This window comes from Streptomyces sp. NPDC058092 (assembly GCF_042884935.1).
Classification (GTDB): domain Bacteria; phylum Actinomycetota; class Actinomycetes; order Streptomycetales; family Streptomycetaceae; genus Streptomyces.
This window is the reverse complement of the sequence record NZ_JBHVSY010000021.1, coordinates 114,410-139,433: the sequence shown is the minus strand read 5'-3', so window position 1 is coordinate 139,433 and position 25,024 is coordinate 114,410. Positions and strand designations below refer to the sequence as shown.

The following is a 25,024-nucleotide window of genomic DNA, read 5'->3' as shown; positions in this document are numbered from 1 at the left end:
CGGCACCGCGCTCAAGCCACCTCACCGCAATTCCTACTCCCTATTGAAAGGGTTACACCGATGAAGATTCACACCCGCGTCGCATCTGCCGCGGCCATCATGCTCGCCGTCGCTGCCCTGGCAACCGCCTGCTCCTCCGGCGACAGCAGCACAACCACCGCAGCATCCGCACCGGCTTCGCCGGATGCCGCTGCCGCCGCCGCTGCCGGGGCGGTGAGCACGTCGTCGTCGCCGACGCTGGGCACCATCATCGTCAACGAGGCGGGCCATACCCTGTACGCGTTCGACAAGGACACCACAAGTCCTGCGATGTCGAACTGCTACGCGGACTGTGCCGCCAAGTGGCCGGCGGTCCCGGCCACCACCAACGTCAAGGGCATCGACCCCAGCCTGCTCGGCTCGGTCACGCGCAAGGACGGCACCAAGCAGCTCACCATCAAGAATCACCCGGTCTACCTCTTCGCGGGCGACCAAGCAGCCGGCGACACCAAGGGCCAGGCAATGAAGGGAATCTGGCACACCCTCACCCCCCAGGGAACCGAGATCAAGACGCCGAAGGCTTGATCGTAGATCTCGGCGCGCAACCGGTGAGAGGCCGTCCGCCGCGTGAACCCCGGCGCATGCGGGCGGCCTTGTGGTTGATCTTCTCCGGGGTCACATGCTGGATGCCACGACGCCGCAGACAGGCCCGGATCTCGCGGTTGCCGTACGCCTTGAGGCGCCGACGCCGGCGGAAGTGCGCCGCGGACGACCGTGTCCCTGGCGGGGAACACGGATCATGCTGGTCACGATGACGTCGCACAGCTCCTTGTGGACGTCGTCCCAGGTGGGAGAGGTGCCCTTATCAGGGTTGGCGCCCCGTGCAGTGGGCGGATGGGTCAGCTTTCCGGTCAGGTGCGCAGGCGGCAGCCGACGGCTGTCCACAGGGCGGTGAAGGCGTCCTGCCAGGGCCAGTGCTCGGGCAGGTGGAAAGTCAGGGTGCGGGCTCCGGCAGCCAATCGGGCGGGAATGGCCACCAGTTGGCAGCGGATGGTGTCGGTGCGGGCCTTGGCGTGGAACACGGAGGCGAGCGTGCCGAGGGCACGGGTGAGGTTGTGGGCGAGCGCGGCCAGGGTGAGCCAGGCGGCGTTCGCGGTGAACTTCCCCGACGGCAGGTGCCCGAGCGTCGAGTCTTCAAGATCAGCGAAGACCTGCTCGACGACAGCGTGAGCGCGGTGGATCTTCTCCGCCTCCACGAGCGGGAACGGGGTGTCGGTGAGGGCCGCGTGGAAGCGGTAGGTCCTGAACAACTCGCCCTGCCCGTCCGGGACGTGGGCGTTGTTCAACCTTCTGACGCGGCGGACCAGGAGCCGGGCGGTGGCCCGGTACTTCTTGGCCTTGCCGGTGAAGGCGGTGTACTCGACCTCGGCGTCGGAGATCCAGCGCTCGTCCTTGTCCCAGATCGCCTTGGGGTACTTGATCGGCGTCCAGGCGTCCTCCGCGATGGTGGCGATGAGCTCGCGGACCTTCTTACGCTGGGCGACGGCGAGGGAGAAACGGGCCTGATGGCGTCGGCAGGTGGCGACGACCTTGTGGGAAAAAGAACGCCGAGTCCGCGCGGACCACGACCATGAGCCCTTTCCAACCTGATGGTGCTGGCGGGCTGTACGAACTGGTGAAGCTCCTGGCAGACGAGATTCTCGACCAAGATCACCCGTGTCTGCCAGGAGCTTCGTCTGCTTGTCTGCCCTTCCCCAAGCTCTCAACTCCGTTCGAGCAGGGGAAACCCCATTCGATCGATCTGTCCACCGCGAGCCTGCGGCACCTCTCGCGCGAGCTGTCCGCACACCGGCACGGGATCGGCACGCGTTGGCGGCGGCTCACGCCGGGCCGGCAGGCCCTGCTGGTCCTGGGCCACCTGCTCTGCGGGGACACCTATGCCCAGCTCGCCGCCGGGTCCGGCGTCGGGATCGCGACGGCCTTTGGACCACGCCGACGTCGCCCAGACGGCAGGCCCGCCCCTCAACCCGGCCGCTGGCGTGGACCGCTCCACCGCGTACGTCTGCGGCGATGCGCTCCTCGCCCTCACGGACCGGCTCAACGGAAACGCAACGTACGCGGAGGCTGCCGGGCTGCTGCGCCAGATTCTGGAACCGACCCACGGCCTGCTGGAGCGACTGGGGGAGCTGCTCGAAGCAGCGGGCGAGAAAGCCAAGGAAGCCGAGGAGGACGACGGGTTCGACCTCTCGTACGACCTCGCCGACGCGGCTGCCGAGATCCGGAACCTCGGGGAGACCCTGCACGTGGCCGAGGACCGGATGCGAGCACTCACCGCTCCCCCGCAGCCTCACCGGCCGACAGCATCCCCGGCCCACGCGCCACGTCTGCCCGTGCCTGCTCTTCCGACTCTCCAGCGGCACACACGCTGACGCCGCAATCCCAGCCCCCTCGCCATCAGGAGCCCATGCCCACGCCACGCACCGACCTGTCCGCCTTCGCCACCGGTCTGGCCGCCCGCCTGCCCGGGCCCTGGACCAGCACGTACCAGCACCACACCTCGTACGAGGACCAGTACCGCACAACCAACCAGCTCTGGGACGCCGGGCACGTCGACTACGTCGTCAGCACGTACGTCCTCCCCCACGACGCCGTCCTCCACGGGCCCGAAGGCGAGCGGCTCTACGTCACCCACCGGCCCCTGTACCCCCACCAGTTCGTCGTCGCCCCACTCGAGCCCGAAGGCGACGATCTCAAGCCCCACCACTTCTACGGTGTCGAGGAACCCAGCGGCATCGCCATCCCCAACGACCCTGCACGGGCCGCTGCCCGCGTCACCCGCCGGGTACTGCCCCGCTACGAGCAGGCTCTGCACGAGGTGCTTCACAACGCGGCGTCCCAGCCCGAGCCCCCGCGCCGGCCTGCCCCACCGCAGGTCTCCCAGGTCCTCACCCTGACCTACTACGGCGACGGAGCCCTCGGAGTGCCGTACGAAAGCGTGCCACGGGACGTCCGCATGGCGCTGTTCGCCCACGGCTTCCAGTACCACCCCCACCAGGCGGCTTTCCTTCTGCCCGCCGCGTACGGCGAGGACGGCCGCGCACTGCGCGTCCAAGCCTTGACCCGGAATCTCGCCGCCCAGGGCCTCGGCGTGAACCTCCGTCGCCACACCGCAACACGCCTCGCTCCGCCGTCCACCACAACCGCGCAACCGGCCTCCCCCTCGACCACCAGCGCTTCCGCAGGCGCCCGTCACCAGTAGGCCAACCGCCTTTCGCGACTGCGCCCATCGCCCCCAGCACATGGAGCCCTCATCCGTCCCGCTCGCCGCACCGTTCCGCTGATCACCACCGCCCTCTGCCCCGGCTCTCACCCCGGCCGAGGCCCGCGAGGCCATCACCCACTACTCGACGACGAACAACCTCGCGCACTCCGCGAAGGACCGCGCGCTCCTCGACACCGTCGAAGGCGGCCCGCGATACGCGATGTCGCTGGCCGACCTCAACTCCTCGGCGGTGCCGATCGTCATCGCGGGATCCCGGGACACCCCTCCCAGCAGCAGCCCGTAGCCGTGGTCCGGTGCGTATTCGATGCTCATGCGCACCCAGCGGCCCGCCCGGCCACGGAGTGAAGTGGGAGGACATGGGCAACCCTGACCAGGCCACCGAGCAGTAACCCACCCGCCGCACGCGGGAACCGTCACACTCGCCCCAGCTCATTACGAGCTGAAAGGTCCGCCGGTCAGGCGACCTTCTGGCGCTGGGGCGTCTTCCGGGTCTTCACCCCGCCGACGATGAGCGCCAGCCCCACGGCGAGGATGCCGAGGTAAGCGGTGGATGGAAGGTCGACGACCTTGTGCATCCAGCCCCACTCTGTACCGAAGAAGGTCTGCGAAGCGAAGCTGACAAGCCCCTGGGCTCCTACGACGTAACCGATGCTTTCGGCGGTGTATCCGATGGTTGTTCGCACGGCTCAACCTTCTCGCAGCGGTGCCGCAGGATCGTCCTTCACAGGGCCGAAATCGCAGTAGGCCAAAGGATGCAGTTGCGTGCGGAGAGCACCGGCACAGCTGACCTGTGTCCATGAACCTTGACCGGGGAGCGTCCGGATCCTGCCTCCAGGGCGCGATGTTCGTGCCTGGAGGCACGCTCACACGTCACGGCGCCTCACGACGAGCACGGCGAGGGCGACCGCGGCCAGTGGCCAGAGGGCGTACACGATCCAGGAGCCGGGGAGCGTGGCGGTGTAGCCCAGGGATCCGGGATCCGGCTCCCAAGTTTGGACCAGACGAGTCCAGGCGGCCGACACCATCGTGTGTTTGACGTCCGCCGACCAGCGGTTGCTCTCCGAGAACATGGTGGGCAGCATCAGCAGGGTGAAGACGCTGGTGAGCATGGTCCCGGCGGCATGCCGGAGCAGAACGCCGAGGCCCAGACCGACCAAGGCACACACCGGAGCCAGCAACGCGGATGCCACCAGCGGCCGGAACACGTCGGAGTGGGTGATCGGAACACTGGCATCGTGCCCGTCCAGGATGGCCTGGGAGACCAGGAAGGATCCGATGGAGGCGGCCGTGCCGACCGCGGTCCACAGCACGGCGGTGACAACTGCCTTGGCCAGCACCACCGCACCACGGGCGGGGACGGCCACGGTGGTGGTGCGGATCAGCCCGCTGCTGTACTCGCTCACGACTGTGAGGGCGCCCATGCTGCCGGCGACGAGCATCAGCGTCATGTAACCGGTCGACGGGAAGGCGTCGTAGGCCAGGAAACTACCGGGTTCGGAGCCTGCGGCCTTGTCCGCCAGTGTGGCCACGGCGCCGGACCCGATGACGAACAGGGTGATGAAGGCGAGGGCCCACGGGGTGGAGCGCAGGGACCGCATCTTGATCCACTCGGAGGCGATCAGGTCGCGGAAGCGGGCGGGCGGCTCGGCGAGGGACGCGGCCGAAGTGGTCGCGAGGGCGGAGGCGTGTGTGGTCATCGGGGCTGTCCTGCCTGGTATTCGACGCTGTCGGCGGTGAGTTCCATGAAGGCCTCCTCCAGCGAGGCGGTTCGGGAGGTCAGCTCGTTCAACAGGATCCCGTTCTCGAAGGCGAGCGCGGCGATCCGGTCCGTTGGCAGTCCGGTCACGGCGAGCTTCTCGGCGCCCGCCGATCCCTCCGGCTCGACCGATGCGCCGGCGGCGGTCAGCACCGTCGTCAGCTCGGCTGCCTGCCGCGTGCCCACCACCACTCCGAGGCCGGTGCTGCGGGCCGCGAAGTCCCGTACCGATTCGGCGGCGATGAGCCGGCCCCTGCCGATGACGACGAGCTGGTCGGCGGTGTTCTCCATCTCCGACATGAGGTGGCTGGAGAGGAAGACCGTGCGGCCCTCGGCCGCGAGGCGCTGGAAGAGGCGGCGCATCCAGAGCACGCCCTCCGGGTCCATGCCGTTGACCGGTTCGTCGAACATCAGCACCGGCGGGTCGCCGAGCAGGGCGGTGGCCACTCCGAGGCGCTGCTTCATGCCGAGCGAGAACCCGCCGATGCGGCGGTTCGCCGCGTCGGTCAATCCCACTTCGTACAGGACCTCGTCCACACGGCGCGGGGAGATCCCGTTGCTGCGGGCCAGGGCGGACAGGTGGGCCGTGGCGGTGCGTCCGCCGTGGACCTGGCCCGCGTCGAGGAGGGCGCCGACGTGCCGCAGTCCCCGGGCGTGGCTGCGGAAGGGGACTCCGCTGACGGTGGCGGTGCCCGAGGTGGGGGCTTCCAGGCCGAGGATCATCCGCAGGGTGGTGGACTTGCCGGCTCCGTTGGGGCCGAGGAAGCCGGTGACCTGGCCCGGCCGCACGGTGAAGGACAGCTGGTCGACGGCGGTCTTGCCGTCGTAGCGCTTGGTGAGTTCGTTGACTTCGATCACATGGACAACCCTGCCGGGAGGGCCCCGTCCGGTCATGGGGCCGTGGGCGGCAATCACCTGCGGCCGCCTTCGCCCGTGGGCGTACGCCCACGGGCCGATGCCGCAGAGTCGGCGGCTGGATAGCCTCGCGGGATGAACGACATCCCGACCACCCCGTTGCCTGCGCGCGTCGCAGGGTATGACCTTTCTCTTGAGTGGGCACACCGCCTCGAGAGGGCACACCGCCGATGACGAGAACGAAGGTCATGGCCTGGGTGGGGGGTGTTCTGTACCTCCTCGCGGTGGGTCTGCTCATGGGAGGCACGCCGCGGGCTTCGGGCACGGTCCACGGCATCGGGGCACTGCTGGCGGCGAGCCTGCTCGTCGGCGTCCTGCGACGCGGGCCGGTCCTGGCCCTGACCATGGCGCTCTTCGGATCCACGGCCGTGGTGGTGGGTCCCCCAAGCTCCGCCGGCGTGGATCTGTCGGCTTCGTACCAGGGCCAGTTCTTGTCGTATCTGGCGGTGGACCTCGTCCTGGGCTACATCGTCGCCACCCGCGCGCGGCGGGCTTCGACCGTCGCTGCGGCCGCATCCCTCGTCGTCCAGCTCCTGCTCGTCGGCGGCTTCGCGCACGGCGACAGCCTGACCGTCAACCTCGTGATCACCCTCCTGGCGATGGCTGCGGCCTGCACGGCCGGTCTGCTGAGCCGCGAGCGCCGCGAGCACGCGGTGGCGCTGCGCGCGCAGGAGGTGGCCGAGGCCGTCATCGCCGAACGGCTGCGGATTGCGCGGGAGTTGCACGACATGGTCGCGCACAGCATCGGCATCATCGCCATCCAGGCCGGGGTGGGAAGCCGGGTCATCCGGACACAGCCCGCGGAGGCCCACGAGGCGCTGCGAGCCATCGAAGCCACCAGCAGAGAGACCTTGTCGGGCCTGCGGCGCACGCTGGTGGCACTCCGTCAGGCAGACCCGGACGCAGAGGTTTCGGGGCGGGCGCCTCTCACGCCTTCGCCCGGTCTGGCGGACCTCGAACGGCTGGCGGCGACGACGGCGGACGCCGGCGTACGCGTCGACGTGCGCCGCGGCGGGGAACAGCGCCCGCTGCCCGCCGACATCGACCTGTCGGCCTACCGTATCGTCCAGGAGGCGCTGACCAATGTGGTCCGCCACGCGGGCACCGGACACTGCCGGGTGACCATCGAGTACGGGGACGGGGAACTATCCGTGGAAATCGTCGACGACGGGCGCGGCGCCACCGAGGACGGCCCGGCCCACGGCTTCGGCATCGTGGGCATGCGCGAGCGGGTCGCTCTGCTGCACGGCCGCCTCAGCGCCGGGCCGCGTCCCGAGGGCGGCTTCCGGGTGGCGGCGCGGCTGCCCCTGCGCGACGCCGCCGTAGTTCCGGTGCAGGCCCGATGACCGGCAGTCCCGTACGCGTCCTGCTCGTCGACGACCAGCCGCTGGTGCGGTCCGGCCTGCGCGTGATCACGGCCGACCACCCCGACCTGGAGGTCGTCGGCGAGGCGTCCACCGGCGCCGAGGCGGTCCAACTGGTCGGGGACCTATGCCCCGACGTCGTGGTGATGGACATCCGGATGCCCGGCATGGACGGGATCGAGGCCACTCGACTGATCACCGCCGGTCCGGCGACCGCCCGCGTCCTCGTCCTGACCACCTTCGACGAGGACGACCACGTCTACGGTGCGCTCCGGGCCGGAGCGAGCGGCTTCATGGTCAAGGACATGGCGCTCGACGACATCCTCGCGGCGATCCGTGTGGTCGCCGCCGGCGACGCGCTGATCGCCCCGGGTGTCACGCGTCGTCTGATCGCGGAGTTCGCCGGGCGCCCCGAAGCCGCCCCGGCACGCTCCCCACGGCTGGTCGAGGGCATCACCGAGCGGGAACGGGAAGTCCTGACCCTGGTCGGACGCGGCCGGTCGAACACCGAGATCGCGGAGGACCTCTTCATCACGGTGGCCACCGCCAAGTCGCACGTCTCTCGCCTGCTCACCAAACTGGGCGCCCGGGACCGCGTCCAGCTCGTCATCACCGCCTACGAGACGGGGCTCGTCACGCTGCCTCGCTGATGGCGTCCCCGGCCCCCAGGGTCTGGTCTCGGAGATGCCCTGTCGCTCGTCTCGTGTACGAGCCGCCGACGGAGCAGCCGCTACCACGCCACCCAGTGCGGCTGTAAACAGGACTGGCCGGTCCCGGCCTGGCTCAGTCCTCTCCGTCGTCATCGTCGAGGTTGACGGCGTCCGGGTCGCGCAGCGGCCGCAGCCCGTCGACCGGCTGGGAGGCGGTGAAGTTGTAGCGGCCCAGGCAGTTCAGATTCTTGTGCTTGAGCGGGGACAAGCGCGCGGCGTCCTCGTCCCGGATCTCGTGGCCTTCGGCACGGAGTTGGGCGACCGCAGCATCGATATAGCGGGTCGTCCAGAGGACTACCGCGTTCAGCACGAGGCCGAGTGAGCCAAGCTGGTCCTCCGTCCCGTCCCGGTATGTCTGGTGGATGGTGCCCTTCTTGCCGTGGCAGATGTCGCGGGCGAGCTTGTGGCGGGACTCCTGGACGGTGAGCTGCTTGTGCATCTGGCGCCGGTAGGTGTCGTCGACCGGGTCGACGACGGCGAGCAGGTGCAGGGTCTTGGCGATGCGCCCGTATTCGGCGAACGCCTGCCCCAGCGGTGTGGGATGCCCCTCGCGGCCGAACATCCGCTGGGGCTGGCCGCTTAGATGATCTCCACAGTTCGGTGGGATTGACACAGGTAGTCCCTCTCGATCCAGTCGAGGACAGAAGGGTGGGCCGGACGCCAGCCCAGTCGGGCACCCCTGCTTCGTACGCGGCTGTTGGAGGCGAGCACGTACAAGGCGAGTTCGTGCCCCCAGTAGGCGACGGCGGTGTCCGCGTCCCAGGACTCGGCGGGGCCCAGGCCGAGTGCCGAGGCGAGCGAGGCGGAGATGTCGGCGAACGACGCCTCACCGTTCTCGACGAAGTAGAAGGATCCGGCCGAGGCGTCGGTGAGGGCGCGCAGGTAGAGGTCGGCCATGTCGTCTATGTGCACGGTCGACCAGATGTTGCGGCCCGCTTCCACGTACCGCACGACACCGCTGGCGCGAGCTTGCCGGGCGAGCACGGGGATCTGCACGCTGTCGTGGGCCATGCCCCGGCCGTGTCCGTAGACGAGGGAGTTGCACAGTATGACCGACCGCACGCCGCTGCCCGCCGCGTCCAGGACGAAACGGTCGAGGGCGACACGGTCGGCCTTCTCTTCGACGGGGCGCCAGCTCGACCCGGGGGCGACGATTTCCTCGGTGAACACCTCATCCGCGGCAGCACCGCGCGAGTCGGTGCTGACGATGCTGGAACCGCTGGTGTGCACCAGTGCGCGGCCGGTGCCCGCCAGTCCTTCGACGAGTGCCTCGACGGCGCCCCGGTGGTCGCTGCTGGCGGCGTTGACGACGGCGTCGGCCTCGCGGGCACGCGCGGTGAGCAGCGCGCCGTCGTCAAGCGTACCGAGGACGGGGGTGATGCCTCGCCGCTTCAGCTCACGGGCTTTGTCCTCGGTACGGACGAGCCCCTCGACCCGGTGTCCGGAGCGCAGCAGCAGATCAGCGACCGAACCTCCGATGTAGCCGGTGGCCCCGGTGACGAAGACGCGCATGTGAGGACTCCAATTCAAGGACGGGGAAGGGGGGACAGGGAGGGGACTGTGCGTCTCTTGCACGTGCACGGTCATGTGGCGGCAGACCCCGGCCACCTTCCGGACGACACGGACCGGAGAGCTTTCGACCGGGGCCCGGCCGTTGATGGCCAAGGGGCCCGTGGACCGCGCGGCTTGTGCCGACCGCTCATTGGCCCGGTCGTGACCTCGGTCAGTCGAGCGGCCAGGGCCGGGCGGTGGCGCCGAGCCGGTTCCAGGCGTTGATCACGGTGATGGTCCAGATCAGCTCGGCGAGTTCGACCTCGGTGAACTCGGCAGCCGCCCGGCCGTAGACCTCGTCGGTGACAGGGCCTTCGGTGAGACGGGTGGCCGCCTCGGCCAGCTCCAAGGCAGCCCGTTCGCGGTCGGTGAAGAACGGGGTCTCGCGCCACACGGGCAGGGCGTAGAGGCGCTGCTCGGTCTCGCCTGCCGTACGTGCGTCCCGGGTGTGCAGATCGACGCAGTAGGCGCAGCCGTTGAGTTGAGAGACGCGTGACCGCACCAGTTCCAGCAGCGCGGGCTCCAGGCTGACCTTCCGGGAGGCCGCGTCGAGCGCATTGAGTGCGCGGTTGATGTGCGGGGCAAGCTTGTCTACCTGAAGTCGTACAGACGTCACGGAATTCTCCTTCGAGTGGGGTTGTCGGCCTGCAGCGGTCGACGGTCAGTCGACGATGGTGACCTCGCCGTCGCGGAAGGCGCGGTAGGGCACTCCTTCGCGGTCGTAGCGCTCCACGACGTGCTCGATCGGCTCGCTCTCGGGGACCGGTGAGCGGTAGTGGGGAACGAAGGCGTAGTCCAGGAGGCCGAGGCCGTCCCAGAGCGTCGGCAGGCCGTAGGCGGTGACGGCGTCGGCGGGGTCGTCGACGAGTTCGAGACCGCGCAGGCTGGGCGACAGGACGCAGGCGCCCGCGCTCCAACCGGCGTAGACGAGGGCGTCGCGGCGCAGCATGCCGGTCAGGGTCTTGTCGGCACCGCTGAGGGCCATGGCCAGCCGCAGGACGAACGGGTTGCCGCCATGGACCCAGACGACGCCGAAGCCGGACAGACGCTCGGCGAGTGTGCCCGCATCATCGAAGTGGTCCCGCAGGTCCACCTCGGTTGCCTGGTAGCCACGGTCACGCAGCATCGCGACCTCGCGGCCGGTGGCCTGCTGTCTCTGCGGGGCGGGAAGGGCGTCCAGCGCGTTGCCGACGACGGCTGCAGTCCGGGCACCTTTGACGAGGTCGTCCAGCAGCTCGGGGGCGTCCCCGAGTTTCCAGGAGGAAAGGAACAAACGCATGGTCCTGCTCTCGTGACAAGGAGGGGCACAGGGGAAGATCAGGCGGAGACGGTGAGGACGATCTTTCCGGTGGTACGGCCGGTCTCGCCGATCTCATGGGCCTTGGCCGCCTGTTCGAGCGGCAGGACCGTGTCGATGCGCACCCGCAGCAGGCCGGAGCCGGCGAGGGAGGCGATCTCCTTCATCCCCGCCTGGTCGGCTTCGGTGATCATGAAGGTGGAGCGGAGTCCGAGAGCTCGGGCCTCGGCCGCCAGGTGCGCCTCGGCGGGGAAGGCGAGCGAGACGATGATGCCGCCCGGGCGCAGGGTCCGGAGGGAGCGCGGCCCGTAGTCACCACCGATGGTGTCGATCACGACGTCGATGGCGCGGGCGGCGGTGGTGAAGTCGGTGCGGGTGTAGTCGATGACCTCGTCAGCGCCCAGTCCTCGTACGAAGTCGTGGTTGGCGGCGCGAGCGGTGCCGACGACATGTGCGCCACGCGCCTTGGCGATCTGGACGGCCAGGTGTCCGACGCCACCCGCCGCGGCATGGATCAGCACGCGTTGCCCGGGACGGACGTCGGCAGTGTCGACCAGGGCCTGCCACGCGGTGAGCGCGGCCAGGGGGAGCGCGGCGGCCTCCACGTGGGAGAGCCTCGGCGGCTTGATGGTCAGGTGCCGGGCCGGGGAGACCACGTACTCGGCGTAGGTCCCGGCAGGAGCCGGCTGGCGCGGCATGCCGAACACTTCGTCGCCGGGCTGGAACAGGGCGACACCCGGTCCGGTGGCTTCGACCACGCCGGACACGTCCCAGCCCAGGCGGATCGGAGCATCGCCCGCCAGCCCGCCGGTGGCCCGGTGCCACCAGTCGGTCGGGTTCACCCCTGCGGCACGCACCCGGACGAGCACTTCGGCGGGGCCGGGCACCGGGCGCGGCGTCTCAATGATCTTCAGGACGCCCGGTCCGCCGAGGGAGTCCTGACCGATGGCACGCACAGTGAAGTTCCTTTGTGTCTGGCACGCCGTCCGTCGTGGTCCGGCTGTGCGGGTGGAAAGTGCAGAGGCTTCGGGCTCGGGAGGGCGGGCCCGGAGGGAGGGGCAGGCTTCGCCGACGGTCCCGCGGAAGGGGGCGGTTCGGTTCGGTTTGCCCTCACCGCTTCCAGCGGCAGCCGGAAGGCAGTTCACCCGGGGAAGGCCCCCGGGTGAGGGTCGGAAATGCCAGGTGATGGTGGCCTGTTCAGACTCCTACGGGTCTGATGCGCCAACAAGCTGACATAGTGCAACGGTCGTTTAGGTGGATTTAACGTCCGGAGGATCGAGTGCTGGAGCGGCTTGAGCTGGAGGCGTTCCTGACGCTGTCCGAGGAGTTGCACTTCGGCCGCACGGCCAACCGTCTGCACGTGACCACCGCCCGGATCAGCCAGACCATCAAGAGGCTGGAACGCCACATCGGTACGCCGCTGTTCGAACGCAGCAGCCGTCATGTCTGCCTCACCGAGGCCGGCCGGCTGCTGCACGACGATTTGCGCCCGGCCTACGACCAGATCGAGGCCGGGCTGGAGAAGGCGACCAACGCCGCGCGCGGTGTCGGAGGCGTGCTCCAGGTCGGGTTCCTCGGCGCCGCCGCCGGACAGCTCATGGTCCAGGCCGCCCAGCTGTTCGACCGACGTCACCCCGGCTGGCGGGCCCGGCCCAGGGAAATGCAGATCGTCGACGGCCTCCGGCGGTTGCGCGCAGGCGATGTCGACCTTCTGGTCGTGAGCCTGCCGCACCACGAACCCGACATGGTCACCGGGCCGGTCCTGTTCTCCGAACCACGGGTGCTGGGAGTGTCGTCCCGGCACCCGCTCGCCCGCCGTGACAGCGTTTCGCTGGAAGACCTGGCCGCAGTCAAGATGCTGCAGGTGGCCGGCGCGTTCCCCGACTACTGGCGCGCGGACCGCACACCCCACCTGACGCCCGCAGGCCGCCCCGTCGAACCGGGCCCGCAGTTCGAAACGCTCCAGGAAGCCCTGGCTCTGATCGACGCCGGCGAAGGCGCTTTCGTGATGGGCGCCCAGGTGTCGCGCTTCTACGCGCGCCCCGGCGTCGCCTATCTCCCGCTGAGCGATGCACCGCCCCTGGAATGGGCACCTACCTGGCTCGTCACCAACACCGCACCTCAGATACACGCCTTCAACCAGGCTGCCCAGAACGTCGCCGTCCGGGCCTCTCCCGCCGTTCGCAACTGACGCCGATCCGTGCACCGGTTCTGGAAGGGCCTACCTCTTGAGTGTGTTCGGTGGCACGCCGACGAGGCACGGCGGTCACCGGAGAACGCGGGCGCCGTGGTCGGGCACCGGAGCCGCAGCCTTCGGGCCGCGAGCCGGCCACGCGGGAGCCGGGCGTGAGCCCGCGGCCAGCACTTGAGGACGGCGAGCTGGCCCAGTCGTTGCCCGGCCGCAACACGTGACGGACGGAAGTGAAGCGATGCGCAACCAGGACACACCCCAGAGGGACGAGGGCGGTCCGTCCACGGAGGACCTGACCGGTGCCCGACAGGGCCACGGAGATGAAGCGCCGGGCTTGGCTGGCGCCCCACCGGAGTATCCTCGGCAGGCCGCGACCACCGATCGGGAGGGCCGGGAGGAAGGTGGCGGCCAGGCATCTGCCGGTGAACGCCGCGCAGTGGAACCGGCCGAGGAGAACGAACCCTTGCTCGGAGAGGAGCAGGAGGAATTCCGCGCCAGGTGGCAGAAGATCCAGGGCGAATTCGTCGACGACCCCAAGAACGCCGTCAACGCGGCCGACCAGCTGGTCGCTGAGACGATGCAGGCACTGGCCACGACCTTCTCCGAGCACAAGCGCGGCCTCGAAGGCCAGTGGCATCGCGGTGAGCAAGTGGCAACCGAAGATCTGCGCCTTGCGCTCCAGCAGTACCGCTCGTTCTTCAACCGCCTGCTCAGCACCTGACCAACCCTGCCGCCGCCAAGCCCGCAGATGACCGCTGACTGGCCCCTCCCAATGCACTGGCGGATCACTCACAGAGGACGGCAGACCATGAGCATCGCGAAGAAGATCGCGCACAAGGCCGAAGCGGTCAAAGGCAGTTCCAAAAAGGCTGCCGGCCGCGGAACAGGTAGTCGGCGTCTGCAGGCGGAAGGACGCGGCGACCAGATCAAGGGCAACATCAAACAGGCTGCGGCGAAGATCAAGGACGCCTTCAAACACTGACCATTGGACCCTCTCGACCCGCCCCGCAGGGGCTCTACGCGGGGGTGTGACGCTCCAGGGCATGCTGCTGAACTTGATTGGGCGATGTCGGGAAGAGTCGCCCGACAGGAGTCGCTCGTCTCGCGGGCCTGTGGGTGTTGCCGGGGCAGTCCTTCGGGAGAAGATCTCCCCGTGAGTCAGCCCCTGTCGCAGTTGCCGAAGCCCGAGTTCGTCTTGATCCGCGTCGAGGCTCCGCCCGAGGCGCCCGCCCAGATCGCTATCGACCTCGGTGGGACCGGCATCCCGGCCGGGTTGATCGGATACGAGTACCGGCCGCTGAGCGAGCCGGTGTTCCTCGGGGAGATCGGCAAGCGGGGGCTGGTCGCCATCGCGACGAGTGGCCTGTTCGGACGCATCGCCGTCGACGTTGCCACTCGTCACATGGTGCAGATCCCCACGATCGATTCAGCGAGGGCCCGTCACGTCAACAGCGATCTTGGCTCCTTCAACCGATGCGTGGCTGCGGTGATCGAGCGCTTCCCGTTCTATGCGGACGGCGACGAGGGCAGGTACGAGGAGGTAGCGGAAGAGCTTCGCGATCTCATCTCCGGCATCGACGAGACCGCTCTCGCGGACAACGGGTTCTGGGAGACGTTCTGCGACGACGTGGTGATCGGGGACTATGCGGACTGGGATGCGTGATCCAGCGGCGAACTCGGCCTCGGGTCAGCCGTCCATGATCAGGTCGGTGCCGGCAAGGCAGCCGTCGACAAGGTCCGGGCGATACTGGATCTGCTTGAGCTTGCGCTTGACGGCGCGGGTGATCTGGCCGAGGTCGGCTGCGGCAAGGTTGCCGATGTCGCGCTTGACCAGCGACCAGATGCCCTCCTGCGGGTTCAAGTCAGGCGAGTAGCTTGGTAGTTGGAAGACGGTGAGCCAGTCGGCGTGGTCGGCGATGAACTCGCGCATCGGCTCGACCAGGTGCATACGCAGGTTGTCCCACACGAGCACGATCGGGCCGCCGAGCTGGATGTGCGCCCTGACCAGCAGGTCCCGCAGGTCGCGCCAGCCGATCCCCTTCGGCTCGCCCTTGCGGCCCCGGTACTCCCGGACCGAGTAGAACATCCGCGACCGCTTCCCGGGCCTGTAGCAGGTCAGCCCGGCCATAGACACCCGGCCCGAGCCCCGACCGCGCACCCGGACCACCGGCGTGCAGCCCCTGCGTCCCCAGCTCCTCGCGCGCGACGGCGTCAACGACTGCCCGGCTTCGTCCTCGAAGACGATCCAGCCGCCGTACGCCGCCGCGGTCCTCTTACCAACGGCCATGTCTCCTTCTTCCAGACCTCAACCGCCGCGTCGTCGCGTTCGATCGCCCGCCGGGCCGGCTGCTGCCAAGACCAGCCGTGCCGCCTCAGCAGCCGCCAGGTGCCCTCCACCGTGTAGCTCACGTGGAACAGGCGGCCGATCAGCGTCTTGATCCGCGCCAGCGTCCACCGCTGGTCCGCCCAACCGTGAACCAGTGGCCCACGCTCCAACTCCCGTGCCAGTCTGGCGATCTGCGGGTCACTGAGCCTCGGCCGTCCCGGCGACCCCTTCGACAGGACCCCGGCCTCGCCGCGCTCCCGCCACTGGCGCCGCCACCGCTCCACGGACCGCTCGCTGACCCGCAACGCGGCAGCGATCTCCCGATTCTTCTGCCCGCCCTCGAAGCGTTCCACGGCCTGCAACCGGACCCGCTCCCTCACGGCCCTCCCGGCGTCGGTCAAGCCGCCGCCCTGTGCGTACCTCACGGTCCAGGGATACCGGACCGGACCAGCCACCGTCAGGCGAACGGCGCCGACATCACCCAATCAAGTTCAGTGGCGGGTGACTTTGGTCAGTTCGTGCCAGAAGGGGGCGGCGGTGAGGTAGAGGCCGAGGATAAAAATGATGCCGAGCGAGATGTCAACGCTGATCCGGCCTTGTTTGGCCCAGTAGACGTCCTTCAGGTCCAGGAGGAGGGCGAATTCGTCGGCGATGAGCTCCGTTCCGGCGCCATAGGCCGCCCCGACGCCGGGATGTCCGACGTATTGTGCGTCATCCCGTACGGCGACCAGTCCGACGCCGGCCAGCGTGGCGATACCACGTGGCCGTCGCGGAGCTCGACGACACGGCAGCGGCGGAACTCGGCCCCTTGCTGCGCGATACCGCTCGTGTCGTGGAGACGTTGTGCCAACCTGAGCAGACCTACGTCTGCATGTGGTCGCATGGCCCTGACGCGCGCAAGCATCTGCACATTGCGGTCCAGCCGGTGACCGCGGAGGTGCGGGCCCACTACGGCGGGCTGCGCTCCGAGCAGCTCCAGGCCCGGCTGCTGGCGGACGGTGACGAGCCAGACGTCACGGATGTCCAGCAGTTCTGCGAGCGGGCTCGCGAGCTGTTCCGAGCGATCACCGACAGCAGCAATGAAGACCGCAGCTGATCAACGGTGCCAGACCGACACCACGGCACATTCGGACGAGCATACGCGAAGAAGCACTGCAGTCTTCTCCACCGCGCCCCTCAACGTGAGGTTGGAAAAGACTCACTGTCGCACGTTCTTCCGGTCGCCATTCTCTGAGCGCTCGGAGAATATCGCGGACCCGATGGATGCGAGGGGTTCTGCTGGTGACGGCGAGACTTCAGGGGGATAAGATATCGCGCGCTGCTCGCGATGACGGTCGGGGAGGTCGGGGTGGGAGCACCGTGATTGAGCTGGAAAAGCACGCAACCCAGGGCGGTCCTGCCCGAGGTCGTGAACGCGCGTTCGCTTTTCCTGATCTGCGGCGCTTGCAACTCACCGAAAATACCCTCATATGAAAAGCGGTCCACGCAACAGCAGTGGGCCCTTTTTTCATCCGTGCCGTTCGCGACCGGCGTCCGCGCCTGGGGTCACGAAGTGGACGTGCAGCGAGAAGCGGGTGTTTCGTTTTCACGACAAGAGAAGTGTGGAGTGTGATGCCATGAACCGACTCGCCAGAGACTCGCGCCGGTTAGCCTGGAGGCTTGCGGAGCCGCCAGCGCGCATCGCGTTATCGGTTCTTTTGCTGGCAGGCGGTGCCGTGGGAGCGACGGCTGGACCGGCCACCGCTTCGACCGCCGACGGCACGCTGACAGTTGAGGTGCTGCGCGACTTCTTCGGCACCGGCGTGATCAACGCGACGATGGACGTGCCGCAGCGGGGCATGAAGGTGGAGATCTCCGACCCCGCTGGGCACGTTGTCACCGGTGTCACGGATGCCACCGGAAAGGTCGTGGTGTCGCCGTCGACCGTGCTGATCGGCGGCAAGTACCGCGTCGACGTCAGCATCCCGGCGCCGTACAGCGGCTATCTGCGGGCGGCGCCTGCGTCGACGGCGGGGAACCACTTCGACAGCTTCACGTCGTTCGTGGATGCGTCGGGGGGAAAGAACGCCTCGGTGGTGACGGGGGTGTGGGATCCGGCCGATTACGCGCTGCCGGACTCGCGGTATTTCGTACCGGTCCAGAGTGGCGCTGGCGGAACCGACACCCGGGCATTGGTAGCGTTCGGGACGAAGACCCGAGGCACGTGTCCCACCGATGTGGCGTGCCCGACCACGCTGGCCACGCAGGACCAGGTGGGCACGACGTTCGGGCTGGCCTACGACAAGTACCGGACCCGGCTGTTCCAGAGCGCGTTCGCCCGCCGGTATGCCTCCTACGGGCCGAAGGGCGCCGGCGCGATCTATACGGTGCCGGTCAGCGGCGGGGGTGCTCCGGAGCTGTTCGCGCGGGTGCCGGGCGCTGCGGTGACGCCGCACGACAGCGCCAACATGAACAAGGATTCCGGGTTCACCGACGCACCGGGCAAGGAGAGCATCGGTGGCCTGGCCCTGTCGCAGGACGGCTCCACCTTGTACGCGGTGAACCTGCTGACCCGCAGCCTAGTGAGCTTCGACGCGACAGGGGCCACCGCCTCGGTGCCCGAGGCGACGGTGCGGATCCCGGACCCGGGGTGCGCGACCCCCAACGACTGGCGGCCGTTCGGTCTCGCCACCCACAACAACACGCTGTACGTCGGCGGCGTGTGCGACGCGGAGAGCACGCAGCAGCGCGCGGACCTGAAAGCCGTCGTCTACGCCTACGACGGCAAGCGGTTCACCACGGTGCTGACCCACGCGCTCACCGACAAGCGCGGTACCGTCTTCACCGGTGCCGGCGACATCGCCCAGGCCACCCACTGGAACCCGTGGAACACCAGCCTGGCCAAGTGGGACGAGCGGAAGGCAGGCGGCGCCTTCATCGATCCGCAGCCAGAACTCGGGTCCCTGGCCTTCGGCCGCGACGGTTCGATGATCCTGGGTTTCCGCGACCGGTTCATGGACGTTCTCAGTGCGAAGGGGCTGGATCCCCGCCCGGGGAACAACACGCCGGAACTCGGCATGTCCGGTGGTGACATCACCATGGCCTGCGCCACTCCCACCGGTGGATACGCGTGGGAAGGCACCGGCAACTGCCCCAACCACGCCACACCCGCCACCGATGGCGGCGAGGACAACGGTGTCGTCGAATACTTCCCGGGCGACTTCTTCGCGGGCGGGCACCAGGAAACCGCGCTGGGTGCGGTGGCCTATATCCCGCAGCAGCAGTGGGTTGTCAGCACGGAGTTCGACCCGACCGTCAACATCGAAACCGCCGGGACCGGTTACTACGACATCACGACTGGTCAGGGCCCGGGCAACAGCCCGGCCGCCAACGCGTACCAGTTCGTCGGCCAGGAACAGAACGGGTTCGGCAAGGCCGGCGGGCTCGGTGACATCGCGTACGCGGCGGAGAACGCGCCGGTCCAGATCGGCAACGTCGTGTGGTTCGACGGCGACCACAACGGGATCCAGGACGCGGGGCAGGTTCTGCTGCCGGGGGCGACGATCAACCTGCTGGACGCGGACGGCGAACAGGTCGCCACGACCAGGACCAATGCCGCCGGCGAGTACTACTTCGGTGGTGTCGGCGCCACGTACGAGCTCACGCCGGGCGCGAAGTACACGGTGCAGTTCGACGTGTGCACCGCGGACACCAGCCAGGTGCCCGAGCAGCCCCCGGCGAGCGAGCTGAGGTTCACGCTCCCGCGGGCTGGTGCCAACCGTGCGCACGATTCCAATGTGACCCCGCCGACCACCGAACCGTTGTGCAACGGTTACGCGCCTGTCACGGCGCCGGACAAGCCGGGTGGGGTCGATCACACGATCGACGCCGGGGTGTACATCCCGAAGGAAACGCCGACCCCGACCCCGACTCCCACACCGACACCGACTCCGACGCCGCCCTCGGCCTCCACGCCGCCGTCGCCCGTGCCGCCTGCCAACCACCCGGCCCCGGCCGGTGGAGGCGGGGGTTGGCTGGCAAACACTGGTACGCCCGGGCTGGCAGAGATGATCGGCATCGTCGGCCTGCTGGTGGGTGCGGGCCTGGTCATCGCGTTCGTGACCCGGAATCGCCGCGCCCGGCAACACTGAACGAACCGCACAACGGTGATCTGCCCGTCCGCGATCCGGACGGCGCGGACGCGCAGATCACGTCTCGGCCGGTCCACGAGGGCCGGCCGGCGGCCGAGCGGTCTGGCGATCGAGAGGGTGAACCAGAAGAGTGTCAGCATCGAGTCGCGTGCGGAGCGTGAGAACCCAGCAAGCCCTACCGGGCCCTGCGGCTGCCCGGCGCCGATGGCTGCGGCCACGCTGGGCGGCAGCCGTCATCGGCACAGCCGCCGTCGCGGTGGGCGCCGCGTTCCTGCTCGTCGGCCACGATTCCGGCTCCGGCGGTCCGCGCGCACTGACCTCGGATGAGGCGAACCGACTGGCGATCACGCGGTTCCGTAACTACGAGGCGCACGGCCGGGCAGTGACCATCACTGTGCCGGGCACCGCCGGCGGGCTGGTCGTCACCGGGTCCGTCGACTACCAGGGCAAGCTCGGTTACGGCGTGGTGCACGGCACCGGGCGCGACACGTCCAGCGACGGGCTGATCGAGTGGACGGCCGCCTCGGTGTTCGTCCACCCGATGGCGAACGCACCCGCGAACGCACCCGCGTCGCCGCCCCGCTCGGGCTGGTACGGCCGTCCGCTGCAGTCGTCCGGCAGTTCGCTGGACAGTTCGTTGTTCATTGCGCTCAGTCTCGGCAGCGACCGGCCGGACAACGCCCAACTGCTGCCGCAGAACGGTGCCGCCTGGTGGGGACGAGACCAGGTGGACGGGCATCGGGTGGACGTCATGACCGGGCCGTCCTCCCCTGACCGCTCCGGTACGGCGGGCAACGTGCGCTACTGGATCGGCTCCGACGGCACCATGTACCGGGTCCGCGTCAGCGTGGCTTCGCAGCCGGAACCGGTGGTTATCGATTTCGACACCCACAAGTACGTTCCGGTCAAGCCGGCACCCGGAACCACCCCGACCCGGTAGCCGCTGTTCAGGACGTCTGCACTCGCGCGTTCGCTGCGAGCAGGGACGCCGGCGGCAGCCGGATGCCCTCCGTCTTCGGCAGGGCCCGCAACGGGCGGGACAGCGGTGGCGCCCGCGGTGGCGGCGTCGGAGGACTGCGGCTGCGGAGCAGGTGCCGCCACCGCGGTGAACGGGATGCCATCGGCTGCCGTCGGCGCCGCCCACGTGCCAGCCGGCGAGGACGACTCGGCCGGAAGCGGGCAGGCCGCAGTCGTCGCGAGCCGGGCGGGCACGGTCGGTGTGCCGGCCGGCGGCGACGCAGAGGGCGCTGACCGGCGACCCCCACGCGGCCGTTCTGCTGCGGAACATCCGCAACCGGGCGGGCCGGACCCGGCAGGAGCAGGCGTTACTGATGGAGGATGCCCAGGACGGCCGGCGGTTCGACCCGGACAACCTCAAGCGGTCCTACCTTGTCGGTGGGTTGGACGGGCCAGTCGTAAGGTCCAGAGGCCCAGAGACTCCGGGTATGGCTTTCAAGCGCTTGCCCTCGATGGTTTGCCCCACCTGGCCGCCCGGAGTCTCACGACGACTCGGCCGCTGATGAGGAGTTGCGAGCACCCGCACCAGTACCGTCCTGCGAGCCGGCTGGCCCCTGAACGTCTCACAACGGAACAAGACCTCACGGCCCCGGCCCGACTACCTCATCGAAGCGTGGAAACCCGGCGAGCCGTCGAAAATCACGCTCGTAGCCTGCCGAGGAAACCACCAGAAGCCGAGCAAACGAGGTGGGCGGACCCGCAGCACCACCGTCCAGCAACTTGCAAAGGGCGCCGAGCTGACCGAAGGCATGCACATCGGCCCGTGGAATACGACGCCGTGCCTGATCCTGTCCACAGAACTCATGGGGCAAGGCGGAATCGTGGTCAATGCCCTGCAGGTGCGAGGCGAATCCCTTCTCCCCCTCCGCACACCGGATACCCCGGGAAACGCCGATATAGAGATCCGAGACAAGGCCGGCATCCCCTACCCCAACGCCATTCACATACCCGCCAGCGACGGGAAACGGGCACGGACCGTCGACGGCTTCCAAGTAGCCGAGGCCGACCGCGGTTGGTTCGGTCAGCTCCTGGCCCGTACCGGAGCTGCCAACCTGACCGCTCTGGCCGGCGGAGGACCCCAAACCGCGCAGTACCTCACCACGCGCCAAGGACGACAGCACTACGACGTGCCCACCTTCGCCGCCACATCAAGCGTTGACGACGCAGACATCCAAGTCGGCGGCACGAAATTCGTCGGCACGGACCATGTCTTCCGTATGGGGTCCGTACGCATCGAGGCATTCTCCGGCATGACCGAGCCCCTGTACGAACTCATCAAGAAGGGCCTGTCGCCGTTCCGTGAACCGTGGTTCTGGATCACTTTCCGTGCTCAGGCCACGGAGGGTCACCACAACCGCGATCATGAACGGCCGTGGCTGATGTATTCCTCCAGGACCTGTGGTTCCACCGGGTCGAAGGCGCTGTGATCGAAGACGTCGTATCCGACGGTGAGTTCGTGGTCGTTCAGGCCCGCGCGTCAGCGGACCGGGCAATGTGCCCTGCCTGCGGAACGATGTCGGCCCGGGTGCACAGCCGGTACGTACGTCGGCTCGCCGACAGCGCGGTCGGCGGCCGTCCCTTGGTCATTGAGTTACGGGTCCGCCGGTTCCGCTGCCGCCAGGGCGCTTGCCCGCAAACGACGTTCGCCGAGCAGGTTGAGGGGCTGACCTTCCAGCATGGGAGACGCAGCGCCGGGCTGCAGTCGGTGCTTGAGCGGCTGGCGGTTATGCTGGCCGGCCGGGCCGGTGCCCGCCTGGCGCACGTACTCGCCGTCCGGGCCAGCCGGTCGACGCTCCTGCGGCTGATACGCCGTCTGCCGGACCCTGTAGCGCACACTCCGCGGGTCTTGGGCGTGGATGACTTCGCGCTGCGCAAGGGCCACAACTACGGCACCATCCTGATCGACATCGATACTCGCCGTCCCGTCGATCTGCTGCCTGACCGGACCGCGGCGACAGTCGCCCGGTGGCTCGCCGACCATCCCGGCGTCGAAGTGATCTGCCGGGACCGCTCCGCTGCCTACGCCGAGGCCGGACGGCTCGGCGCCCCGGACGCGATCCATGTCGCAGACCGCTGGCACATCTGGAAGAACCTTGCCGAGGCCGTCGAGAAGGCGGTCACCCAGCACCGCGCCCTTCTGCGTGAACCGCAGGACATCGCCCCGGTTCGCACCGCTGCGCTCTCCAGGACCACGGAACTGGCACCGGAGTTTCCGGCCGGGGCACGGCAGTCCGGCCGCCTGTCCGATCGGGTGCGCGAGCAGCACGCGGCCGTTCACGCTTTGCTGGACGAGGGACTCGGGCTGCGAGTCATCACCCGCCAGCTCGGCCTGGCTCGCAATACCGTCCGCCGACTCGCCCATGCGGCTACCGCGGACGAACTACTCGTCGGACGCTGGACCGGCCGCACCAGCATCCTCGATCCCCACAGGCCTTACCTGCACCAGCGGTGGGCCGAGGGCTGCACCGTCGCCCGCCGCCTGTTCGAGGAACTCCGCGAACGCGGCTACCCCGGCGGCGAAAGCGTCGTCAAGAAGTACGTGCAACGGCTCCGGGAAGCGTTCCCGCACGACGATCCGCCTCGCAAAGCCCCGTCCACGCGTGACGTGACCAGCTGGATCACCGCCGCCCTGACCGCCTCGACGACGACCAGGCTCAGCGGCTCAAGCAGATCCTGGCCCGCTGCCCCGAGCTCGACCGAACCGCCCGACACGTGCGCGCGTTCGCCGAGCTGATGAACAACCGCCAGGGCCGGCATCTGGGCCAGTGGATCGAGCGCGTCCAGGTCGACGATCTGCCTGCCCTGCACGGCTTCGTCAACGGCCTCGGCCAGGACCTCGACGCCGTCGTCGCCGGCCTCAGCCTCCGCTACAGCTCCGGCGCCGTCGAAGGACACAACAACAAGATCAAGATGCTCAAACGGCAGATGTTCGGCCGGGCCAACTTCGACCTGCTCCGCAAACGGGTCCTCCTCGCGGCGGGAGGCCGTTCATGATCGCGGTTGTGGTGACCCTCCGTGGCCTGAGCACGGAAAGTGATCCAGAACCTGAACCGTGACCCCCTATCGGTCGATGAAAAGTGACCCCTTCCGTGATCAAGTGATCAGTCTGGCTCCATGGGAGTCAGGTGGAAGAGGTGATCGGTGTGGAGGACTGGGCTGAGATCCGGCGGCTCCACCGTGCGGAGGGAATGTCGATCAAGGGGATCGCGCGGCATCTGGGGATCGCCCGGAACACCGTGCGGCGGGCCGTGGCCAGCGACGATCCGCCGAAGTACCGGCGGGCGCCGAAGGGCTCGATCGTGGACGCTGTGGAGCCGGCGATCCGCGAACTGCTGGCGGAGTACCCGCGGATGCCCGCCACGGTGATTGCCGAGCGGATCGGCTGGGAACGGTCGTTGTCGGTGCTGAAGCGGCGGGTGCGGGAACTGCGGCCGGTGTATCTGCCGGCGGACCCGGTCTCGCGGACGGCGTATCAGCCCGGCGAGCTGGCCCAAGTGCGATCTGTGGTTCCCGCCGGTGGACATCCCGCTGGGTTTCGGGCAGACCGGGCGCCCGCCGGTGCTGGTGATGGTGGCCGGCTATTCCCGGGTGATCACCGCGCGGATGCTGCCGTCGAGGCAGGCCGCCGACCTGGTGAGCGGCCACTGGGACCTACTGTCCGGCTGGAAAGCGGTGCCCCGGGCACTGGTCTGGGACAACGAAGCGGCCATCGGACGCCGCCGGGAGGGACGGGTCGTGCTCGGTCATGAGTTCGCCGCGCTGGCCGGGCTGCTGGCCTGCAAGGTGATCCTGTGCCGGCCCCGCGACCCGGAGGCCAAGGGGCTGGTCGAGCGGGCCAACGGGTATCTGGAGACGTCGTTCCTGCCCGGCAGGGTGTTCACCTCCCCGTCCGACTTCAACACGCAGCTGGCCGCGTGGCTCGAGGTCGCCAACCGACGGGTGCACCGCACTCTGCAGGCGCGTCCGGCCGAGCGGTGGGAGGCCGACCGGGCCGCGATGCTGCCGCTGCCGCCGACCGCGCCGCCGCGCTGGTGGCAGACCTCGGTGCGGATCGGCCGGGACCACTACATCCGCCTGGACACCTGTGACTATTCCGTCGATCCGGCCGCGATCGGGCGGATCGTGCGGATCGAGGCGGACACCGAATCGCGCTGTGACCCGGGAGCCGGGCTATCTTCCCGTCATGGAGCCGCTGACGTTCGACTACGAGAACCTGCATCTGCGTGTGGACCGGGGGGTTTTCGAACTGTTCACCATGGGCAGATCCGAGCTCCGGGTGCCGCTGCGGTGGCTCGGGGCACTGGTGCACTACAAGAAGCCCGCCCGGCCTGGCCAGTTGTTCATTGGCACCGTACGCGATCCGAACGCCGTGCTCTACGGCACCGACCAGGCCGCCTTCTGGTACAGCACCTCGCCCGCGTTCCGGGTACCGCCCGGTGACGAGCCGTTGTTCCGCGCGTACTTCACCGAGGTGGCCGCGCTCGCCGACCGGAGGGTGGTCTGAG

Annotated in this window: 27 protein-coding genes and 4 pseudogenes; 18 read left to right on the top strand and 13 right to left on the bottom strand. The window is 68.9% G+C overall.

Annotated elements, in window-relative coordinates; all coding sequences use genetic code 11:
- The first annotated feature begins 60 nt into the window (after positions 1 to 60).
- Positions 61 to 564, top strand: a complete 504-nt coding sequence (locus ACFVV1_RS29605) for a hypothetical protein (RefSeq protein WP_389995305.1) — start codon at positions 61 to 63, stop codon at positions 562 to 564.
- Between the two features lie 326 nt (positions 565 to 890).
- Here the strand turns inward: ACFVV1_RS29605 and ACFVV1_RS29600 are convergent, their stop codons facing one another.
- Positions 891 to 1,745 carry a transposase gene (locus ACFVV1_RS29600; RefSeq protein WP_389995303.1) on the bottom strand — a complete coding sequence of 285 codons (855 nt, stop codon included), beginning with the start codon at positions 1,743 to 1,745 and terminating at the stop codon, positions 891 to 893.
- Between ACFVV1_RS29600 and ACFVV1_RS29595 the strand changes: the two are divergent.
- The 3 genes and pseudogenes from ACFVV1_RS29595 to ACFVV1_RS29585 form a co-directional block, all read left to right on the top strand.
- Positions 1,724 to 1,963, top strand: a pseudogene (locus ACFVV1_RS29595) (hypothetical protein); the annotation flags it as partial. The gene ACFVV1_RS29600 and the pseudogene ACFVV1_RS29595 overlap by 22 nt on opposite strands.
- A complete protein-coding gene (locus ACFVV1_RS29590; RefSeq protein ID WP_389995377.1) occupies positions 1,962 to 2,408 on the top strand; it encodes a hypothetical protein in 447 nt (148 codons plus the stop codon). The pseudogene ACFVV1_RS29595 and the gene ACFVV1_RS29590, both read left to right, overlap by 2 nt.
- A gap of 35 nt (positions 2,409 to 2,443) precedes the next feature.
- Positions 2,444 to 3,238: a hypothetical protein gene (locus tag ACFVV1_RS29585; RefSeq protein WP_389995368.1), complete on the top strand. Its 795-nt coding sequence runs from the start codon at positions 2,444 to 2,446 to the stop codon at positions 3,236 to 3,238.
- A 141-nt stretch (positions 3,239 to 3,379) separates the two neighbouring features.
- Here the strand turns inward: ACFVV1_RS29585 and ACFVV1_RS29580 are convergent, their stop codons facing one another.
- The 4 genes from ACFVV1_RS29580 to ACFVV1_RS29565 all read right to left on the bottom strand — a co-directional run bounded on the left by ACFVV1_RS29580 (position 3,380) and on the right by ACFVV1_RS29565 (position 5,876).
- Positions 3,380 to 3,574 (bottom strand): hypothetical protein, encoded by a 195-nt coding sequence (locus tag ACFVV1_RS29580; protein ID WP_389995300.1) that lies wholly within the window; start codon positions 3,572 to 3,574, stop codon positions 3,380 to 3,382.
- A 143-nt stretch (positions 3,575 to 3,717) separates the two neighbouring features.
- Entirely contained in the window at positions 3,718 to 3,945 is a 228-nt protein-coding gene (locus tag ACFVV1_RS29575; protein WP_189281750.1) for a hypothetical protein, read from the bottom strand.
- A gap of 180 nt (positions 3,946 to 4,125) precedes the next feature.
- Complete coding sequence (locus ACFVV1_RS29570; protein WP_389995297.1) at positions 4,126 to 4,959, bottom strand: ABC transporter permease; 834 nt, start codon at positions 4,957 to 4,959, stop codon at positions 4,126 to 4,128.
- Positions 4,956 to 5,876, bottom strand: coding sequence for an ABC transporter ATP-binding protein (locus tag ACFVV1_RS29565; RefSeq protein ID WP_327278644.1), 921 nt, complete (start codon positions 5,874 to 5,876; stop codon positions 4,956 to 4,958). The genes ACFVV1_RS29570 and ACFVV1_RS29565 overlap by 4 nt, the downstream gene beginning before the upstream one ends.
- A 227-nt stretch (positions 5,877 to 6,103) precedes the next feature.
- Here ACFVV1_RS29565 and ACFVV1_RS29560 point away from each other — a divergent pair, with 227 nt between their 5' ends.
- Both ACFVV1_RS29560 and ACFVV1_RS29555 read left to right on the top strand, forming a co-directional pair.
- Positions 6,104 to 7,279, top strand: a complete 1,176-nt coding sequence (locus tag ACFVV1_RS29560; RefSeq protein WP_389995292.1) for a sensor histidine kinase — start codon at positions 6,104 to 6,106, stop codon at positions 7,277 to 7,279.
- The gene (locus ACFVV1_RS29555) at positions 7,276 to 7,947 is read left to right on the top strand and encodes a response regulator (protein ID WP_389995289.1); all 672 of its coding nucleotides are present in this window, start codon (positions 7,276 to 7,278) and stop codon (positions 7,945 to 7,947) included. The genes ACFVV1_RS29560 and ACFVV1_RS29555 overlap by 4 nt, the downstream gene beginning before the upstream one ends.
- Before the next feature lie 133 nt (positions 7,948 to 8,080).
- Here ACFVV1_RS29555 and ACFVV1_RS29550 read toward each other — a convergent pair.
- The 5 genes and pseudogenes from ACFVV1_RS29550 to ACFVV1_RS29530 all read right to left on the bottom strand — a co-directional run.
- Positions 8,081 to 8,572: pseudogene (locus tag ACFVV1_RS29550) on the bottom strand (Tn3 family transposase); the annotation flags it as partial.
- Positions 8,573 to 8,586: 14 nt separating this feature from the next.
- Entirely contained in the window at positions 8,587 to 9,519 is a 933-nt protein-coding gene (locus ACFVV1_RS29545) for an NAD-dependent epimerase/dehydratase family protein (protein ID WP_389995287.1), read from the bottom strand.
- A 211-nt stretch (positions 9,520 to 9,730) separates the two neighbouring features.
- Positions 9,731 to 10,174 (bottom strand): carboxymuconolactone decarboxylase family protein, encoded by a 444-nt coding sequence (locus tag ACFVV1_RS29540; protein WP_327276872.1) that lies wholly within the window; start codon positions 10,172 to 10,174, stop codon positions 9,731 to 9,733.
- Positions 10,175 to 10,219: 45 nt separating this feature from the next.
- Positions 10,220 to 10,837, bottom strand: coding sequence for a Type 1 glutamine amidotransferase-like domain-containing protein (locus tag ACFVV1_RS29535; RefSeq protein WP_189281743.1), 618 nt, complete (start codon positions 10,835 to 10,837; stop codon positions 10,220 to 10,222).
- 38 nt (positions 10,838 to 10,875) lie between these two features.
- A complete protein-coding gene (locus ACFVV1_RS29530; RefSeq protein WP_389995283.1) occupies positions 10,876 to 11,811 on the bottom strand; it encodes an NADP-dependent oxidoreductase in 936 nt (311 codons plus the stop codon).
- A gap of 323 nt (positions 11,812 to 12,134) precedes the next feature.
- Here ACFVV1_RS29530 and ACFVV1_RS29525 point away from each other — a divergent pair, with 323 nt between their 5' ends.
- The 4 genes from ACFVV1_RS29525 to ACFVV1_RS29510 all read left to right on the top strand — a co-directional run bounded on the left by ACFVV1_RS29525 (position 12,135) and on the right by ACFVV1_RS29510 (position 14,709).
- Positions 12,135 to 13,046, top strand: a complete 912-nt coding sequence (locus ACFVV1_RS29525) for a LysR family transcriptional regulator (protein ID WP_189281741.1) — start codon at positions 12,135 to 12,137, stop codon at positions 13,044 to 13,046.
- A 238-nt stretch (positions 13,047 to 13,284) separates the two neighbouring features.
- A complete protein-coding gene (locus tag ACFVV1_RS29520; protein WP_389995279.1) occupies positions 13,285 to 13,767 on the top strand; it encodes a hypothetical protein in 483 nt (160 codons plus the stop codon).
- An 87-nt stretch (positions 13,768 to 13,854) separates the two neighbouring features.
- Positions 13,855 to 14,028 (top strand): CsbD family protein, encoded by a 174-nt coding sequence (locus tag ACFVV1_RS29515; protein ID WP_389995276.1) that lies wholly within the window; start codon positions 13,855 to 13,857, stop codon positions 14,026 to 14,028.
- Positions 14,029 to 14,199: 171 nt separating this feature from the next.
- Complete coding sequence (locus ACFVV1_RS29510; RefSeq protein ID WP_389995273.1) at positions 14,200 to 14,709, top strand: SUKH-4 family immunity protein; 510 nt, start codon at positions 14,200 to 14,202, stop codon at positions 14,707 to 14,709.
- A gap of 24 nt (positions 14,710 to 14,733) precedes the next feature.
- On the opposite strand, the gene ACFVV1_RS29505 is transcribed toward ACFVV1_RS29510, so the two are convergent.
- Together ACFVV1_RS29505 and ACFVV1_RS29500 are read right to left on the bottom strand one after the other, a co-directional pair.
- On the bottom strand, positions 14,734 to 15,333 hold the full coding sequence (locus ACFVV1_RS29505; RefSeq protein ID WP_389995271.1) for a transposase: 600 nt from the start codon (positions 15,331 to 15,333) through the stop codon (positions 14,734 to 14,736).
- Positions 15,258 to 15,797, bottom strand: a complete 540-nt coding sequence (locus ACFVV1_RS29500; protein ID WP_389995268.1) for a winged helix-turn-helix domain-containing protein — start codon at positions 15,795 to 15,797, stop codon at positions 15,258 to 15,260. Before ACFVV1_RS29500 ends, ACFVV1_RS29505 begins: the two co-directional genes overlap by 76 nt.
- 335 nt (positions 15,798 to 16,132) lie before the next feature.
- Between ACFVV1_RS29500 and ACFVV1_RS29495 the strand changes: the two genes are divergently transcribed.
- The 3 genes from ACFVV1_RS29495 (at position 16,133) to ACFVV1_RS29485 (ending at position 20,442) form a co-directional block, all read left to right on the top strand.
- Entirely contained in the window at positions 16,133 to 16,468 is a 336-nt protein-coding gene (locus ACFVV1_RS29495) for a hypothetical protein (RefSeq protein WP_389995266.1), read from the top strand.
- A gap of 619 nt (positions 16,469 to 17,087) precedes the next feature.
- Positions 17,088 to 19,502: an SdrD B-like domain-containing protein gene (locus ACFVV1_RS29490; protein ID WP_389995264.1), complete on the top strand. Its 2,415-nt coding sequence runs from the start codon at positions 17,088 to 17,090 to the stop codon at positions 19,500 to 19,502.
- Between the two features lie 256 nt (positions 19,503 to 19,758).
- Positions 19,759 to 20,442: a hypothetical protein gene (locus tag ACFVV1_RS29485; protein ID WP_389995365.1), complete on the top strand. Its 684-nt coding sequence runs from the start codon at positions 19,759 to 19,761 to the stop codon at positions 20,440 to 20,442.
- A gap of 7 nt (positions 20,443 to 20,449) precedes the next feature.
- Here ACFVV1_RS29485 and ACFVV1_RS29480 read toward each other — a convergent pair.
- Positions 20,450 to 20,717: pseudogene (locus ACFVV1_RS29480) on the bottom strand (plasmid stabilization protein); the annotation flags it as partial.
- A gap of 551 nt (positions 20,718 to 21,268) precedes the next feature.
- Here ACFVV1_RS29480 and ACFVV1_RS29475 point away from each other — a divergent pair.
- From ACFVV1_RS29475 to ACFVV1_RS29455, 5 genes and pseudogenes are all read left to right on the top strand, one after another.
- Positions 21,269 to 21,946, top strand: a complete 678-nt coding sequence (locus ACFVV1_RS29475) for a hypothetical protein (protein ID WP_389995261.1) — start codon at positions 21,269 to 21,271, stop codon at positions 21,944 to 21,946.
- Positions 21,892 to 23,253, top strand: a complete 1,362-nt coding sequence (locus ACFVV1_RS29470) for an ISL3 family transposase (protein WP_389995259.1) — start codon at positions 21,892 to 21,894, stop codon at positions 23,251 to 23,253. Before ACFVV1_RS29475 ends, ACFVV1_RS29470 begins: the two co-directional genes overlap by 55 nt.
- Positions 23,190 to 23,513, top strand: coding sequence for a transposase (locus tag ACFVV1_RS29465; RefSeq protein ID WP_389995362.1), 324 nt, complete (start codon positions 23,190 to 23,192; stop codon positions 23,511 to 23,513). The genes ACFVV1_RS29470 and ACFVV1_RS29465 overlap by 64 nt, the downstream gene beginning before the upstream one ends.
- Positions 23,514 to 23,653: 140 nt before the next feature.
- Positions 23,654 to 24,665: pseudogene (gene istA, locus ACFVV1_RS29460) on the top strand (IS21 family transposase); the annotation flags it as partial.
- Between the two features lie 37 nt (positions 24,666 to 24,702).
- A complete protein-coding gene (locus ACFVV1_RS29455; protein WP_389995374.1) occupies positions 24,703 to 25,023 on the top strand; it encodes a hypothetical protein in 321 nt (106 codons plus the stop codon).
- The last annotated feature ends 1 nt before the right edge of the window (position 25,024 follow it).